The sequence below is a fragment of the Leisingera sp. NJS204 genome, from assembly GCF_004123675.1.
In the GTDB taxonomy this organism is placed as follows: Bacteria; Pseudomonadota; Alphaproteobacteria; order Rhodobacterales; family Rhodobacteraceae; genus Leisingera.
The window spans coordinates 4121226-4137736 of sequence record NZ_CP035417.1; the positions used below are offsets into that span (position 1 = coordinate 4121226).

At 60.8% G+C, this 16511-nt stretch carries 13 protein-coding genes; 4 read left to right on the forward strand and 9 right to left on the reverse strand.

The genetic code is table 11. From position 1 onward, the window contains the following. Positions 1 to 39: 39 nt before the first annotated feature. From addA to regB, 7 genes are all read right to left on the reverse strand, one after another. Positions 40 to 3393 carry a double-strand break repair helicase AddA gene (addA, locus tag ETW24_RS20055; RefSeq protein WP_129372680.1) on the reverse strand — a complete coding sequence of 1118 codons (3354 nt, stop codon included), beginning with the start codon at positions 3391 to 3393 and terminating at the stop codon, positions 40 to 42. Continuing rightward, positions 3390 to 6323 carry a double-strand break repair protein AddB gene (gene addB / locus ETW24_RS20060; protein WP_205877306.1) on the reverse strand — a complete coding sequence of 978 codons (2934 nt, stop codon included), beginning with the start codon at positions 6321 to 6323 and terminating at the stop codon, positions 3390 to 3392. The genes addA and addB overlap by 4 nt, the downstream gene beginning before the upstream one ends. Further along, positions 6313 to 7005, reverse strand: a complete 693-nt coding sequence (locus tag ETW24_RS20065) for a nucleotidyltransferase family protein (protein ID WP_129372682.1) — start codon at positions 7003 to 7005, stop codon at positions 6313 to 6315. Before ETW24_RS20065 ends, addB begins: the two co-directional genes overlap by 11 nt. Next, on the reverse strand, positions 7005 to 8003 hold the full coding sequence (locus tag ETW24_RS20070) for an aminoglycoside phosphotransferase family protein (RefSeq protein ID WP_129372683.1): 999 nt from the start codon (positions 8001 to 8003) through the stop codon (positions 7005 to 7007). Before ETW24_RS20070 ends, ETW24_RS20065 begins: the two co-directional genes overlap by 1 nt. Then, positions 8000 to 8476, reverse strand: coding sequence for a tRNA (adenosine(37)-N6)-threonylcarbamoyltransferase complex ATPase subunit type 1 TsaE (tsaE, locus tag ETW24_RS20075; protein WP_129372684.1), 477 nt, complete (start codon positions 8474 to 8476; stop codon positions 8000 to 8002). Before tsaE ends, ETW24_RS20070 begins: the two co-directional genes overlap by 4 nt. A gap of 49 nt (positions 8477 to 8525) precedes the next feature. Beyond that, positions 8526 to 10073, reverse strand: a complete 1548-nt coding sequence (locus ETW24_RS20080; RefSeq protein WP_129372685.1) for a PAS-domain containing protein — start codon at positions 10071 to 10073, stop codon at positions 8526 to 8528. A gap of 89 nt (positions 10074 to 10162) precedes the next feature. Then, positions 10163 to 11557 carry a sensor histidine kinase RegB gene (regB, locus tag ETW24_RS20085; RefSeq protein ID WP_129372686.1) on the reverse strand — a complete coding sequence of 465 codons (1395 nt, stop codon included), beginning with the start codon at positions 11555 to 11557 and terminating at the stop codon, positions 10163 to 10165. Positions 11558 to 11673: 116 nt separating this feature from the next. Between regB and ETW24_RS20090 the strand changes: the two genes are divergently transcribed. After that, entirely contained in the window at positions 11674 to 12294 is a 621-nt protein-coding gene (locus ETW24_RS20090; protein ID WP_129372687.1) for an SCO family protein, read from the forward strand. Positions 12295 to 12374: 80 nt separating this feature from the next. Beyond that, entirely contained in the window at positions 12375 to 12929 is a 555-nt protein-coding gene (locus ETW24_RS20095) for an ActR/PrrA/RegA family redox response regulator transcription factor (protein WP_129372688.1), read from the forward strand. A gap of 3 nt (positions 12930 to 12932) precedes the next feature. On the opposite strand, the gene ETW24_RS20100 is transcribed toward ETW24_RS20095, so the two are convergent. Continuing rightward, a complete protein-coding gene (locus tag ETW24_RS20100) occupies positions 12933 to 13529 on the reverse strand; it encodes an HD domain-containing protein (RefSeq protein ID WP_129372689.1) in 597 nt (198 codons plus the stop codon). Between the two features lie 234 nt (positions 13530 to 13763). Between ETW24_RS20100 and ETW24_RS20105 the strand changes: the two genes are divergently transcribed. Both ETW24_RS20105 and ahcY read left to right on the forward strand, forming a co-directional pair. Continuing rightward, entirely contained in the window at positions 13764 to 14078 is a 315-nt protein-coding gene (locus ETW24_RS20105; protein WP_129372690.1) for a hypothetical protein, read from the forward strand. Between the two features lie 151 nt (positions 14079 to 14229). Further along, positions 14230 to 15618 (forward strand): adenosylhomocysteinase, encoded by a 1389-nt coding sequence (gene ahcY / locus ETW24_RS20110; protein WP_129372691.1) that lies wholly within the window; start codon positions 14230 to 14232, stop codon positions 15616 to 15618. Between the two features lie 74 nt (positions 15619 to 15692). On the opposite strand, the gene ETW24_RS20115 is transcribed toward ahcY, so the two are convergent. Next, complete coding sequence (locus ETW24_RS20115; RefSeq protein ID WP_129372692.1) at positions 15693 to 16340, reverse strand: DUF899 family protein; 648 nt, start codon at positions 16338 to 16340, stop codon at positions 15693 to 15695. Positions 16341 to 16511 lie beyond the last annotated feature (171 nt).

The following is a 16511-nucleotide window of genomic DNA, read 5'->3' on the forward strand; positions in this document are numbered from 1 at the left end:
GCAACTGGAGTTGGAACCTAGGTACGGCTTAACTGATCGTCAAGGTTCCATCCGCCGCAGAAGCGCGCCTGTCACAAGCTCGTGCGGCAAATGCATCAGGGTTGCATTGCAGGTCCAAAGCAACGCGGTTTCAATGGCGTGATCCGGATAAACCTGTGCAAGCGCATGGGCATAGGCGCCCATCTGCCGCAGCAGGCCTTCGGGGCATCTTTCAGGCGTTTCGGGTACAGTTGCGTTGGATTTGAAATCCACTGCCAGGACTTTTTCCGGGGTTACGATCAGTCTGTCGATCACCCCATGCAGGCGCGAACCATGCAAATCTGCTGTAATAGGCACCTCGGCCAGAGTGTCCGGCTTGAAAATATGAATCAAATCAGCGTTTGTGAGAACGGCTGAGGCTTCGGCCAGAAGTTCGCCGCTGTCTTCTGCATCTTGCAGAAGGTTTTTTGCTAGCTCCGGCCAATCCCCTTCGGATCGGCCGGGCAGATGCTCCAACAGCAGGTGCAGCCTGCTGCCGCGGGCTTTGGCGGCCTCCTCGTCCAAGCCCTGATCCCCCGGCAATGCCTTGGCTCCGCCCAAATCCGAAGGGCTGAGCGCCGGATCCGGTGCTGCGTAAGGTCTGGCCAGCCGGGTAAAGACTTCCGGCAAGATGTGTTTCTCAACGTCCTGGGCAGGCGTTTCTATGAGCGGCAGCCCGTCCCAATCACCGTGTTGCAAACGTAACCCGGTGCCGCCTTCGGTTTCAAATTCCACTGCTCCGCCGTCCCGCAGTGCACGTTCCGACATACGGTACCAACTGTCGTTCTGCTCACCGGTGTCGCCGGCTGCGGCGACGATCAGCCACTTTTCTGCCCGGGTTAGAGCCACATACAACAGGCGCAACCGTTCATTTTGAAGTTTATCCTGCGCGGCTTCACGGGCGGCCAGCATAGTGGCTGGCATCTGGTCTTTGGGCAGCTTCCAGACCGGGGTGCCATTTGCCAGCATGATTTCAGCATCGCGCGGCGCTTGGCGTTTGGCTGTATCCGGCAGGATCACAATAGGCGCTTCCAGGCCTTTGGAGCCATGCACTGACATCACCCGGATCATATTGCCGGCGGCACCCATCTGGCGTTTGATTTCGAGATCGTCGGTCTGCATCCAGACCAGGAACCCGGTAAGACTCGGCACATCGGTGCGCTCATAAGCCAGTGCCTGCGACAGCAGCGCGTTGATGCCGTCCTCGGCTTCCGGCCCCAGCCGGCCCAGCAGTTTCTGGCGGCCGCTGTGGCGTGTCAGGATGCGTTCGATCAGATCATAGGGGCGCAGGAAATCAGCATTGGCGCGCAGGTCGTCCAGCACGGCCATGGTTTCGGGGAACGCCCCTGCCCGCTCGCGCAGCGCCGGCCATAGGTACATTGCCTCACGCCGGTGGGCGAGGTCGAACAGCGCTTGTTCATTCCAGCCGAACAGCGGCGACTTCAGTGCTTCCGCCAATGATAAGGAGTCCTCCGGCAGGGCCAGGAACCGCAGCAGCGCTGCGATGTCCTTCACCGCCAGTTCGGCACCTACTTTCAACCGGTCGGCGCCGGCAATGGGCAGTTCGGCCTTCTTGCAGGCACGGATGATCTCAGAGAACAGATCAGACCGGCGCTGCACCAGGATCAGGAAATCACCTGCCTGCACCGGCCTGCGCTGGAAGGTGCCGCGTTCAGCACCGTCCTCAGGGATTGTGACGCCGGTGCCGATCATCTGTTTGATCGACTGGGCGATGCGTTCCGCCAGGATCACTGTGTGATGGCGGCTGCTGGGCCGGTCAACGGGGCTGGTCCAGTCCGGATCCTCGTCATCCTCGACCTTCCCGACCGCTGGCCAAAGATCCACCCGGCCCGGCAGGTCGGATTTGAAAGCCCGGTGCAGTGCGTCCTTGCGAAAACCTGCGCGCGGGCTGTCCCGGAACACCAGATCCACCAGTTTCAGGATCGCAGCAGAAGAGCGGAAAGAGAAATCGAGCGATGCATCCTGCAGCCCTGCCCCGGTTTCCGCCAGCCGGTGCCCGAATTCCTGCTGCATCCGGTCAAAGGCATCCGGATCGGCGCCCTGAAAGGAATAGATCGACTGTTTCTTGTCGCCGACCACAAAGATCGTGCGTTCGACATCCGAGCGCGCACCAACGCCGGCAGTGAATTCCTGCGCCAGCTTCTCAATCACGTCCCATTGCACCGGGCTGGTATCCTGTGCCTCGTCCACCAGAATGTGGTCGATGCCGCCATCCAGCCGGTACAGCACCCAGGCTGCAACGCCCGGATCGTTCAGCAATTGCCGGGCCTTCAGGATCAGGTCGTCAAAGTCGAGCCAGCCACGCAGCTGTTTGCGGTGCTCATACTCCGGCAGGAAGGCGGCGGCAAAGCGATGCAGATCATGGCTTTTACGTGCGGCAGCCAGGGCCAGGCGTTTGGTGCGGGCATCTTCGACCCGCAGCATCAGCGGTTCCAGCTGGTCCATAAGTGAAAGATGCGATTCGCGTAGCTTTTTGGTTGGGAATTTATCGATTTTGGCGGTGAACGGCTCTTTGGCGCTGGCGCCGGTAAGGAAGATGCTTTCCAGCGTGCTCAAGTCGGCAAGTGCCGGCTTGGTTATGCCTGTCAGCTTTGCAGCTGCCTTTTGATCGGTCGCACCGCCCTGCCCCAGCATCTGGCGGGTGCGCTGCAGCAGTTCTTCCTCGCCGCCTAAATACACCAAGGCCTCCAGTGCGGCTTCGTCAAAACCTTCAGGCAGCTCAAACAGCTCCAACAGCCCTTCCCAACCCAACGGCTGGCCGAAATCGGCGCGGCGCTGACAGATGGAGGATGTCAGGGTCTCGAAATCGCTGTCGCTGACATGGCGCGCCAGTGAGCCCACCAGAGGTGCCTCGGACCCTTGGGCAAAATCCTCCATGATTTCCGCACGCAGCAGCTGGCCCGATCGGTCGTCCATCTCTGAAAATTGCGGGCTGACGCCGGCCTCCAGCGGGAAACGGCGCAGAAGCGAGGCGCAGAAGGAGTGGATGGTCTGGATTTTCAACCCGCCTGGCGTCTCAATCGCGCGGGCAAACAGGGTGCGGGCCTGTGCCAGGTCGCCGGCGCCGGTGTTGACCTCGCCCAGCTCCGTCAGTGCGGCGATCAGCGCCGGATCCCTCAGCATCGCCCATTCGCCCAGCCGTTTGAACAGCCGGTTCTGCATCTCGCTGGCGGCGGCCTTGGTGTAGGTGAGACACAGGATGTGCTGCGGCTGCACGCCCTTCAGCAAGAGCCGCGCCACCCGGTCGGTCAGAACTTTGGTCTTGCCAGAACCTGCATTGGCCGCCAGCCAGGTAGAGGCATCGGGACGGGCGGCGCGGAACTGCGCCTCGGAGGCGGCGTCGCGGATGGTCATGACAAATTCTCCGGCTGCGGCGTGGCGCTGCGATCCCATTCGCCGTAACGCGCCAGGTGGTCATAGTCGCCGGTAATATCGTCGCGATACACCATGCGGCGGCTCGAATAGCCTTGTTCAGGCTCGAAATAGGCCCCGATCAGAGTGTGCAGCTCGTCCCACACCTTGGCCGGCGGTTCTTCTTCCAGCGGCGCACGCACTTCTTTCATGCTGGATCCAAGCCCGATGAACAGGGCGCGGGCCACTTCTGCCGGGCCAAGCCCGTCAAAGGCGCCTTGCTCGGCCATGGCGGCTTCGATCAGCAGTTGCTTTTCGAACTTCTTTTGCTGCGATTCCGAGGGCGGCGCGCCAGTTTTGTAATCATAAAGATGCAGAAACCCGCGGTCGTCCATGTCGATCCGGTCGGCGCGGCAGGCGATGGTAAAATCCAGAGGGTCCAGCCGGGTGCTGCCTGTGGCCTCAAAGGCGACCGGTTTGGCACGGGCCTGGCGTTCCCGCTCCGCCAGCACAAAGTCTCCGGCGATCTTGCGGATGCGGCTGTGCCACAGAATGCGCGCAACCGGCCAGGGGACGTGGCTTTCCAGCAGCTGGCGGGTTTTGTCGATCAGGTGACCGGCAGTCAGCAGGGAAGGATCCGTTTGGGCTTCCTTGATGAACTGCTCAAACACCTCATGCACCACAATACCGCGCAGCAAGGCGTCCGGCTCTTGCACCAGAGGATTCAGAGGCTTCAGCCGCAGTACGTGCTTGGCATAAATCGCATAAGGGTCGCGGATCAAGCGGGGGATTTCCGTGATTGTGAGCCGGCGCGGGCGGGCGGTAACCGGTGGCCTCGGCGAGGGGCGCGGCACTTGCGGGATCGGTGTCGGCTGCTCCAGAGTCTCTGCCCGGCCGAGCCACTGGCGGCCTTTCGTCCGCATAGCTTCCAGCGCATCCCGGCCGCCCTGATCCGGCAGTCCGGACAAGAGGTTGGTCAGCCGGTTCAGCCAGCGCGAGGGCACGGTGTCTGCTTCTTCCGAGCGTTCGGCGCGCGTCAGCCAGACTTCGGGTGCAGCGATGGCCTGTTGAAAATCATGCGCTGACAGGCCGATGCGGCGTTCGGGCAGCAAGAGGCGGGCCTGGTTGCGCAGTTGCCGGTTCAGCCAGGGATCGGGGCTGGCAGCCTCTGGCCAGCTGCCCTCGTTAAGGCCGCCAAGGATCACCAGATCAGCGCCCTGTACCCGGGCCTCCAGCGTGCCCCAGATCATGATTGAACCATAGGGCGCATCGCGGTCGCGCACCTCGCCCTGGCTCAGCAGCGCACCCAGCAGATCGGCAAAATCGCGGGCGGACATGTCGCCGCCATAGGGGGCTTCGGCTTCCAGGTTTTCAATGCAAGAGCGCGCGGCCTGACCAGCCTTCTTGTCCCACAACGTACTGCCGCCGTCTGATCGGCTGCCGGCAGCGATATGTTCAGCTTGCTCACGCAGCCGCCGGACCCAATCAGTCAAGGGAAGGGTGCCTGCGATCTGCTGATCTGCGAAACAGACGCTGAGCCAGGACGTCCAGCCTGGGGTCAGATTGCGTCCCTTTTCAAATCCGGCAAAGGCTGCGGCATCGGGGAAGGGCGGACCGTTTCGGCGCAGGGACAGTTCAAGCTCGCGGGTTTGGCGCAGGTGATTGCCACGGTCCGCGCCATCGTGGGTCAGCGGGTGTTTCAGCAGTGTCAGCAGGCTGTCGCATGCCAGCGGTTTGCAGAACAGACCTGCCACATGGCGCAGGAAACGGCCCGGCGGCGACAGCTGCAGGGGCTGGCCGGCAGAATCGTCAGGAAGGATATCCCAGCGGTCCAGCGCTGCCGAGACCTGGCGGGTCAGCATCCGGTCCGGAGTAATAAGCGCGGCGGTTTGCCCGTCTTCCGCCGCTTGGCGCAGTCGAAGAGCAATGGCGAGCGCTTCGGCGCGGGGGGTGGGGGCCTCGATCAGGGTAACGTTTTCTGTGGCCGGTTTCAGACCAGACAGATTTGGTCCTTCGCTCATCCAGGCATCGGTCACCGGGGCTGGACGCAAGGCAAGAGAAACCAGCTGGTTGCGTTCACAAGAGACTGGCGGTGCATCAGTCCAGCGCTGCACGTCGCCAGGTGAAAGTTCCAAGTCTTTCAATAATTTGTGGAACCGGTACTGTGGATGATCCTCCGAGATCATCGGATCATCCAGCCTGTCCCAAACATGATCCGGCTGGTCAAAGTCAAAGCCGGGAAGCACCACCGCGCCTTGCGGCAGCCGGGCGATGGCCTGCATCAGCATCAGTGTCGTCCCGCGCGAGCCGGTGGAGCCGGCCAGGATCACTGGATGCGGCGGCGGGTCCTCCTGCCATTGCCCGATCAGGTTCAGCACCACCTGCCGCTGCCGCGCCTGGGCATCCATCGCACCTTCATGCAGGCCAGTGAACTCATCGGCGATTCCGATAAAAGCCTGCGCCCGCGCCCAGTGACCGGACATGTCCGCAACATCCAGATCGCGGATTGCGTCGGTACTGACGCCTTCGCCCTGCATCTCGTCGATCAGCGCGGCAAGACTGTCGGACAAGTCATAGAGCGATGCCCTAGAGGCCAGGTCGGGCTGCGCATCCAATAGTTTTGCGATCAATTGAGACAGTTCCAGCCGCCGCCGCAGCGGTGGCAAAGCGGGCGGCAGCCCGTCCAGTGTGGCGCGTTTTGCCAGATCAGTCAGCAGCAGCATGCGCGGCAGCAGCAGGGCGGGGCCATTGTCGAACAAGGTGCGGACACGCCGCGCCATACGGGAGGTGTTGATGATCAGCTCAACCTTCGCCAATGCCTCGGGCGGCTGGTCCTGGCTGCGGATGCGCAGCCCGTCGGTCAGTGCATACGGGAAGTCGACACCGCAGGGCAGGGCGAAGACGCGCGGTTTTGCGGAAGGTTCAAACATCATCTGCGGCTACCAGATCCTCGGCCAGTGTGATCCCCTCTGGATGGCCCACATCGCACCAGCGGCCAGGATATTCCAGAGCAAACAACCGGCCTTGAGCGGCCATCTGGTTCCAAAGGAGATTCAGTGAAAACGCTTGTTCCTTTACCTGATCCAAGCCGCCGGTCTTCAGGATCTGAACCCCGCCATAGACTAACTTTCCGCCACGGCTGATGCGGCCGTCGGCATCCGCCGAGAAATCCCCGCCACCGGTGCGGCCCGCTGCACGTTCCAGCGGCACACAGACCAGCAGTGCGTCCATGCGGTCCGGGTCCCATGCCTGCAGGGCCAAACTCAATGGGTTCGGGCCCTTCCATATGGCGTCGGTATTCATGGTGAAAACCGGCCCGTCTCCCAACAGCGGCAAAGCCTGGCGCAGACCGCCGCCAGTGTCGAGAATCTCGGGGGATTCGAGACTGATGCGTACACTATGAGGCTCTAAAAAGGTCCTTAACGGCTCAGGCTTGTAATGCAGGTTTGCTGCTATCCGGGCTGGCCGGATGGCTTGGGCGAGCTCCAGCGCATGGGCGATCAGTGGCCGTCCTGAGACTTCGATCATCGGTTTCGGCTTGTCGCGGGTCAGCTCCCGCATCCGGGTTCCAAATCCAGCGGCAAACAGCATGACGGCATCAGGGACGCGCTGCATCAGGGCCTCAGCCTATCCAGATTGTCCGGGGTTGGGGGCGGCAGGCCTTCACGCAGCAGATCCGCAACCGGAGCCAGCGCAGGATGCTCCAGCCCGCGAATGAAATGGTCCCACACCCGCGGGATCAAGTCCACGTAATGAGGTTTGCCGTACTCCAGGCTGAGCCTGGCAAAGACACCGAGGATACGAAGATTCCGCTGCACGCCCAGAACGGTATAGGCGGTGCGGAAACCAGACTCATCCACTCCGGTGGCAGAGATATAGCGATCAATCATCTGCATCTCGATGGCGGCCGGCACGTCGCGGCGGGCATCCTGCAGCAGCGACACCAGATCATATGCGCAGTGGCCGGCGCGGGCGTCCTGAAAGTCCAGCAAACCGACACGCGCCACCCCGTTGCGGTCCGGCAGCCACAGCAGGTTTTCGGCGTGGTAGTCACGCTGAACCAGAACAGGATCGCCTTTGACAGTTTCACGCAGGATGTCTTCGAATTGATCCTCGAACCTGGATTGCAAGTCAGGATCATGGCCGCCGAGGATACCGTCGCGGTACTTCAGCAGCGCCAGACCGGCCATTTCTGCCATCATTCGCGGGCCATATGGTTCAAGATCCGGCGTGGTTGCGTGATGCAAGGAAACCAGCGCATCGGTGGCCGCCTTATAGAGTTCCATTTCCAGCGCCGGTTTCTGAAGAACGACGCGTGCGAAAAGGTCATCACCCAGGTCTTCCAGCAGCAAAAAGCCATTCTCAACGTCCTGTGCCAGGATCTCCGGGGCGCTGAGACCCTGGGCCCGCAGGTATTCGGCAATGCGGATGAAAGGGCGGACATCTTCGCCCTTTTCCGGCGGCGCGTCCATCAGCACAACGGTCTTACCATTGTCGGCCGTCAGCCGTTCATAGCGCCGGTTGGAGGCATCGCCGGCCAGCGGACCGCGTTGCCAGCCGCCATAAGACGTAGCTGAGAGAAATCTTTCGCACAGGGTGTTGCGGTCAGTCATGCGCAGATGCGCTCCATCATGGGCCGCCATTTCATGTCGCTCCAGCTAAGCGTCAGACGGCGGCGGTCTTCATGTTCCGGATCCAGCGCCAGTTTCAGGCGAATGGCGTGGGCGGGGGTCAGTTCGGCCAGCCGGTCGGGCCATTCGACCAGGCAGATGGCGCTGTCGAACGCTTCGATCAGACCCAGTTCTTCCAGCTCATCCAGAGACGACAGCCGGTAAAGGTCGGTGTGCCACAGCTCACCGGCGGGCACGTCATAGGTTTGCACCAGAGTAAAAGTAGGTGAAGGGACGTCCTCCGGCACATCCATAAGCGATTGGATCAAATGGCGGGCGAAATGGGTTTTACCGGCGCCGATCACCCCCTCCAGCAACAGGCAATCGCCGGGGCGCAGGGCCCCGGCGATCTGTGCGGCCAATCGGGCCGTATCGTCCGGTGAGTTCAGCGTGCAGGACGCAGTTTCTGTTGTCATGGCGCTAGAATGGCGCCGCCGCCGGTCTGCTGCAAGCCGGTTTCCGGGCCTAGCCCTTGCTGATAGCGGGGAAGCGCTGCTGGCCTGCCGGCAAGGCCACAGTTTCCGGTGCCCGGAAGCTGACCATTGTAGCACCGTTCTGAATTGCGGAGACTTTGCAGACCATGCGCGTGCCATCACGCAATTGGACATGGGACCACCAGGCTTCGCGGCCGTCTCCGCCGGCAACAAAATCGCGGATCTCACCCCAGACAGGGGTCGGCGCACAGGTGTCCTGCCAGATCCGGCTGGCATCCATGATCGAGACTTTGGCAAAGCTGGCCTCAGGGTCCATTGACCAGAGGCTGCCATAGGCACTGTTAGAGAAGGTCATGCTGCCATCGCTGGCAAAGACCGTAATCGCCTCATCCATCTGGTCCATGATTGACTGGCCCATCTCAAGCTCTGAGCGGAACTGGCGGGTGAGTGTGACCTCGGCGGTGATGTCTTCGAACAGGAAGGCAATGGCGCCGTCCGGGTGCGGCCGGCCCGAAACCTTGTAAACGGATCCCGAAGGCAGCGACCAGGTTTCCTGATAGCGGCCTTCAGCGGCGGCCTCCAAGAGGTCGGCCATCTGGTGGCGCCAGCTGGAATAGCTTTTGGGTTCCGGCATCATCCGCTGGTCGCGCAGGCGGTCGAAGAAGGTCAGAAGATTGGGCCGCGAGCTGAGGAAATTGGCGGGCAGGGCAGTGAGGTCGATCAGCACCGGGTTGAACAGCACCAGCTGGCGGTTGCGGTCAAAAATCGCAAGGCCGATCGACAGCTGGGCAAACGTCTTGGCCAGAGTCTGCACGAAATTGCGCTGGGCAACCTCGGCGTCGACCACGGCATTCACATCCACCGCGTGACACAGCCAGCCGGCTTCGGTTTCTGTGGTGGAAACGTTATACCACAGTTTTTTGTTGCTTTCCGGCAGCGGGATGTAGATCCGCTCCGGCTTGCCGCTGTTCATCGGGTCGTGCAGATCGGTGAACAGCGGCTCGGCAAAGTCGGCATTGCGGCCGCGGATCTTCTGGCTGAGGTCGTCATAAGCGAGGTTGGACCAAGTAACGTTGCCCTCCTCCGACTGCAGCCAGACCGGGTAGGGCGCCTGATGCACGGCAGCGCGCAGGGTGGTCAGTTCCTGATCCAGGGATTTGTTCTGTTCTTCCAAGGTGCTGCGGCGCAGCTGCACGCGGGTGACCCCGTCGATCCATTCGCAATGCGCCTCGCGGCTTTCGGCGGAGGCGGTGCCGGAAAGCACGAGCGGGCCGACATCCTTGAGGAAACCCGGTGACTGCGGCAGGCCCGGGTAGCTGCGGGCCAGTTGGTCGCGCAGCATGCCCCAGTCAAAGTTCTCCGCCTGGTCGCCAATGAATTTTCGCGCGCCCGAAGACCAGCCGATCAGGCTGTTTTCGTCAAACAGGAACACCGCATCAGTGCGGCCGTCGCCGGCCAGCAGATCATGTTCCATGCCATTGCGGCGCGGATCAGGTGACAGCCACCAGACCGCCGCCGCCGCGGTTGCAGCACAAAGCGCTGCCAGTACAAACCATTCGATCGAAGCGAAGTCCTGCATGTCGTCCTGCCCAGTTCAGCTCTCGTTTACCCGCATGGTTCCCTAATAATGGTTAAATCAAGTTTAATTGGTTGCCCAAAAGTGAATAGTTAAATTTCTAAAGGTATATTTTTCCCAATGACAGGGCCGCCGTCTGCCATGGCGTCGATTTTTTTGCGTGGCCAAGCAACCTCGACAATGGCGCCGCGCCGTTCACTGTAGGGGCTGAGGGTTTGGAAAGGGTCTGCGCCATTGGCGAATCTCAACTGTGCACCGGTACGCTGCAGCAGCGTTTTGGCGATGAACAGGCCCAGGCCCATGCCCTCGTACTCGGGCCGCTGCTTCAGTTCGTTTTCGCCTCGGCGGCGGCGCACAAACGGATCGCCAATTCGGCCCAGCAGATGCGGCGGAAATCCCTGGCCGTCGTCGCAGATCCGCAAAATGATCCGGTCGTTGTTCCAGGCAGCATCTATCCAGACGGTGGAGTGGGAGAAATCCACTGCATTCTGTACCAGGTTGCGCAACCCGTGGATGATCTCGGGCTTGCGCATCACCGTTGGCTGCTGGAAGTCACCTCCCTCCAGCGGCTCCTCATGGTAGATGACGGATTTGCCGCGGTTCATGTGCGGCTCTGCCGCTTCGGTCACCAGGGTTGAAAACGGCGCCTGTCGCAAATGCAAATCGTCATTGCCGACCCGGCCCATGCCGCGCAGGATGTCGCGGCAACGGTCGGCCTGTTCACGGATCAGCGCGGCATCTTCACGCAGGTCAGGGCGGTCGTCCAGCTCTTCGATCAGCTCGGCACTGGCGAGTTTTATGGTGGCCAGCGGTGTGCCCAGCTCATGCGCCGCTGCCGCCACCACGCCGCCCAGATCGGTCAGCTTTTGCTCGCGCGACAGCGCCAGCTGGGTGGCGCTGAGCGCATCCGACATAGAGCGCATTTCGTTGCTGACCCGGAAGGAATACGCGCCGATGAACAGAATGGCGATGACAATGGCGATCCAGTTGCCGAAGATGAACACATCGGGAATGCGCAGGATGAAACCTTGTTCGGTGCGCAGTGGCAGGTGGAACTCTGCCATCAGGGTGACAAGAATGACAGCGGTGGCACCGATGATCAGGGTGGAGCGCAGCCCCATGACGGCGGCGGAAATCGTCACCGGCCCCAGCACCAGCAAGGCAAAGGGGTTGTTCAGCCCGCCGGTCAGATACACCAGGAAGGCCAGCTGCAGAAGATCGAACAGCACCATCAGGAAGTTCTCGAACTCGGTCAGGCGTTTGTTTTCCGGAAAAGCGAAGATGGCGATAAGATTGCCTGCGGCTGAAATGCCAATTGCCAGATAGCACAGGCCCAGCTCCAACTGCAGGTTAAAGCGGTACTGCGCCACGGCAATGGCGGTGATCTGTCCGGCAATGGCCACCCATCGCAGCAGGATCAGGGTCCGCAGCCGGATCCAGTGGCTGTGTTCCTGGCCGCTTGTCAGCCTGAAGATGCGATCGCTCATATGGTTCGTTGCTCCCGCAGATGTGACGCCGTGCGCCAGTTGCATCGGCTGTATTTCTTGATAGGTCTGGCGCCGCAAACGATCAACAACCCTTCCCTTACGAAAAGTGTGATCTCATGACCCGCGTCTATGCTCTTCTTGCTGTTGCTTTTGTTGCTGCCCTTGTGGGTGGTGCCTGGTTTATGACCCGCGGAGGGGCTGGAGGCGACAAATTCGCACAGTGCCGCAGCAGCCAGATCGCCGGCGGCACCGATACCATCGGCGGGGCGTTCGAGCTGGTCAATGCCAAGGGCGAGACTGTCACCGATAAGGATGTGATCACCGAGCCGTCGATTGTCTACTTCGGCTACACCTTCTGTCCTGACGTCTGCCCGATGGATTCAGCCCGCAACGCGGATGCGGTCGATGTGCTGGCAGAGCGCGGCATCAGCGTGACGCCGGTGTTCATTTCCATCGACCCGGACCGCGACACCCCTGAAGCTGTTGGCGATTTCGCCGAAAACCTGCATGAAAAGATGATCGGTCTGACCGGGTCTCTGGACCAGGTGAAGGCCGCCAGCAAGGCGTATAAGACCTACTTTAAGAAGAACGAAGGTGACGAGGATTACTACCTCGTCGACCATTCGACCTTTTCCTATCTGGTGCTGCCCGAGGACGGCTTTGTGGAATTCTTCCGCCGCGATGAAACGGCGGAGCAGATGGCCGACAAGACTGCCTGCTTCATCGAAAAAATCTGAGGCAGGATAGCTGTTTGACCTTTCCCCCTGCCCGGACATATTCTTGCGTTAACAGACAAAAACTTCGCGGAGGACCGGGCATGGCCGAAACTGCTCTGCAGGATATTGGACCCGACAAGACACTGCTGCTGGTTGATGATGACGAGCCGTTTCTGCGGCGTCTGGCCAAGGCAATGGAAAAGCGCGGCTTCTCAGTAGAGACCGCGGGGTCGGTTGCCGCAGGCAGTGCCATTGCAACGGCCCGCCCGCCGGCCTTTGCGGTGGTGGATCTGCGGCTGGAAGACGGCAATGGTCTGGATGTGGTCGAAGTGCTGCGGGAAAAACGCCCGGATAGCCGCGTTGTGGTGCTGACCGGCTATGGCGCCATCGCCACGGCTGTCGCAGCGGTCAAGATCGGTGCGACAGATTACCTGTCCAAGCCGGCCGATGCCACCGACATCATGAACGCTTTGCTGGCCAACGAGGATGTGCTGCCGCCGCCGCCGGAAAACCCGATGAGCGCCGACCGGGTGCGCTGGGAACATATCCAGCGGATCTATGAGCTGTGCGACCGAAATGTCTCGGAAACCGCACGGCGGCTGAACATGCACCGCCGCACCCTGCAGCGTATCCTGGCCAAACGCAGCCCGCGCTAAAGCTCAGTGCTGCTTCATCAATTCCGAGTGGCGGCCTAAAAAAGCCACCCGGGTTTCCAGTGGCGGGCGCAGAACGATATTGAAACCCTCGACGGTTTCCGGCTTTGGACGTCCGAAATAGCGGCTGGCCTCTTTCTCTGAAAAACCGGCGATCTGCACCGCTTCCATCCAGGCGCTGATCTTGTCGGCCCGCTTGATTTGCGCCTTCACAGTCTTGGGCAAGGCAGCGGGCAGACCAAACCGCAGGTGAATGGCTGCCGTCAGCCGCAAGTCCAACTCGCCATATCCCGGCCCCACCGCAGCTTTGACCGGAGAGATCATATCCCCGATCACATATTCCGGCGCATCATGCAGCAGCGCTGCCAGCCGCCACTTGACCGGCGCCTTTGGGTTCATCCGGGTGAAAAGGTCCTCAACCAGCAGCGAATGTTCAGCCACGGAATAGGCAAAATCCCCCATTGTTTGACCATTCCAGCGGGCAACAAATGCCAGCCCATGGGCGATATCCTCGATCTCGATGTCCACCGGTGTCGGGTCCAGCAGATCCAGGCGGCGGCCGGACAGCATGCGCTGCCATGCGCGGGCGGGTTTTGCGGGCATGAGGGTTTCCTGTCGCTGCACTTACCCCTTTGACTAACCGTTGCGCGGCAACCGGGCAATGCTTGCCGGGTTTGGCTGCCGGATGCCTGAACACAGGCAAAAACGGAGTGTTTATGGCTTGTGAGTTTGAAACGGGCACTGCGCGGCCCAATATTATAGGTATACAAGGGGCACCGCCCCCTCTCTGCGGCAACCCCTTTTCGTGACGTGACACGCAATGGAAAGGAGTTTGTCATGTTTAAGCGTCTTCTTGGTATTTCTCTGTTGTTCGGTATGGCAGCGACGGCGCCGCCAGCCTTGGCAGCCAGCTGCGGCGACCGCGAGGTCATGACCCAAAAGCTGGAAAGCGGATACTCCGAGCGGCTGACCGCCGGCGGGTTGCAGAAAAGCCGTCCTGAGGCCACTGTGATCGAGGTCTGGTCATCGGATGAAACCGGAACTTTTACGGTTCTGGTCACACATGCGAACGGGGTCAGTTGCGTTGTTGCGACCGGTTCCTCATTCTTCCACATTTCGGGAAAAACGCCGGACCCAGGCACGCCAAGCTGACATTGGCCGCCTGACAGGCTCCCCCCAACAGCCTGCTCCACCATAAAAAGCCAGGGCCATAAGCTCCGGCTGCGGGTATCTTCGTTGAATATCAACAATTGCAGTGCTAGGCCCTCCTGCAACTGTACTTGCAACTGGATTGGAGCTGGCAATGGCCGGGGATTATATCGTCAAGGACATCGCGCTGGCCGGGTTCGGCCGCAAAGAGCTGGACATCGCCGAAACCGAAATGCCGGGACTGATGTCCCTGCGCGCGGAATACGGCGAAAGCAAACCGCTGAAAGGCGCGCGCATTGTCGGCTCGCTGCATATGACCATCCAGACGGCTGTGCTTATTGAGACGCTGGTGGCGCTGGGTGCCGATGTGCGCTGGGCGTCGTGCAACATCTTCTCGACCCAGGACCACGCTGCCGCGGCGATTGCCGAAGCAGGCATTCCGGTCTTTGCGATCAAGGGCCAGTCGCTGGAAGAGCATTGGGATTATTTGGATAAATCCTTCATGTTCGAGGAAGGCCCCAACCTGATCCTCGACGATGGCGGCGATGCCACCCTTTATGTTCTGCTGGGCGCGCGTGCCGAAGCGGGCGAGGATATTATTCCCGTGCCGCAGTCCGAAGAAGAAGCGGTCATCAAGGTGCAGATCCAGAAGCGCATGGAAGCATCCCCGGGCTGGTTCACCAAGACCCGCGATGCGATCCTGGGTGTGTCCGAGGAAACCACCACCGGCGTCCACCGTCTCTATGATCTGCAGAAGAACGGCCAGCTGCCGTTCCCGGCGATCAACGTGAATGACTCGGTCACCAAGTCGAAGTTCGACAACAAATACGGCTGCAAGGAATCGCTGGTTGACGGCATCCGCCGGGCCACTGACACCATGATGGCCGGTAAGGTCGCTGTGGTCTGCGGTTACGGCGACGTGGGCAAGGGCTCTGCCGCCTCTCTGCGCGGTGCAGGCGCCCGGGTTAAGGTCACCGAAGCGGACCCGATCTGCGCCCTGCAGGCCGCGATGGACGGTTTTGAAGTGGTGCTGCTGGAAGAGGAAGTCGGTTCCGCCGATATCTTCATCACCACCACCGGCAACAAGGACGTGATCCGCATCGAGCACATGCGCGAGATGAAGGACATGGCGATTGTCGGCAACATCGGCCATTTCGACAACGAAATCCAGGTTGCCGCGCTGAAGAACCACAAATGGACCAACATCAAAGAACAGGTCGACATGATCGAGATGCCTTCGGGCAACCGCATGATCCTGCTGTCCGAAGGGCGCCTGTTGAACCTTGGCAACGCCACTGGCCATCCAAGTTTCGTGATGTCGGCCTCGTTCACCAACCAGGTGCTGGCCCAGATGGAGCTGTGGACCCGCGGCGACCATTACAACAACGATGTCTACATTCTGCCCAAGCATCTGGACGAGAAAGTCGCCCGCCTGCACCTGGGCCGCATCGGCGTTAAGCTGACCCAGCTGAGCTCTGAGCAGGCGGCCTATATCGGCGTCAAGCCCGAAGGCCCGTTCAAGCCTGAGCATTACCGCTATTAAGCGGTTCCTCTTTTCAAAAAAATCAGTGCCGCCGGAGCAATCCGGCGGCGCTTTTTTTGTTGCCGGACCGTGGGTCAGAGCTGGCTGGGCATATGGTCGCCGCGCCCCTCAGGGGTGAGGTCGAACAGGTTCCACATCGGCCACAGCGCATCGACATGGCGCGGCTGCCAGGGGCTGGGCTCAAAGAGCATCTCCGATCCCCAGAAATGCCGGATGCCACCGTCTGATCGGGTAAAGACATGCAGCATCGGCAGCTGCGCGCCCTCGCTGCTTTCACCCAAATAGTCCTGCTGATAGCTGCTACCCGCAGCAGAATAGAGCGGCAGATCCTGCCAGCCCTTTGCGATCTGCAGTGCTGCAAGCCGTTCCGGCGATGATTGCGCGACAACCGCGAACCCCAAGCGCGCCTGCACATGGGACACTTGCCCGCGCCAGCCATCCAGAATCGCTGCACACATCGGGCAGGCGGCCTCGCTGTCCGGCCCGTACATCAGGGAATAAACGGCTAGGGTACTGTGCTGGCCGAACAGGTCCAGCAGGGATGCCGAAGCGCCGCTTGTGCTGCGGAATACATAAGTCTCTGCAACCCGCCCGCCGGCAGGCAAAGCCCGTCGCAGGGCGGCAACTTTTTCGGTTTGCGCGCGCAAAGCGAGCTCAGCTTGCAACAGTTCATTGCGGGCTGTGCGGTAGGCGGCGCTCTCGTTGGGGATGCTTACAGGCATTGCGTGCCTTTCCTGACTGGTAATCCTATTATTTAACTATAATGTTAAATAATATTGCGATCTGTCAAGAGGCTTCACAGTTTCCGCAATGAGACCCGGTATTTTGTTCCCGGCTGCCAGCGTCGCTGATTTAGCTCGCATTGTCAGGGTTATTGATTTGCGGAATCGTGT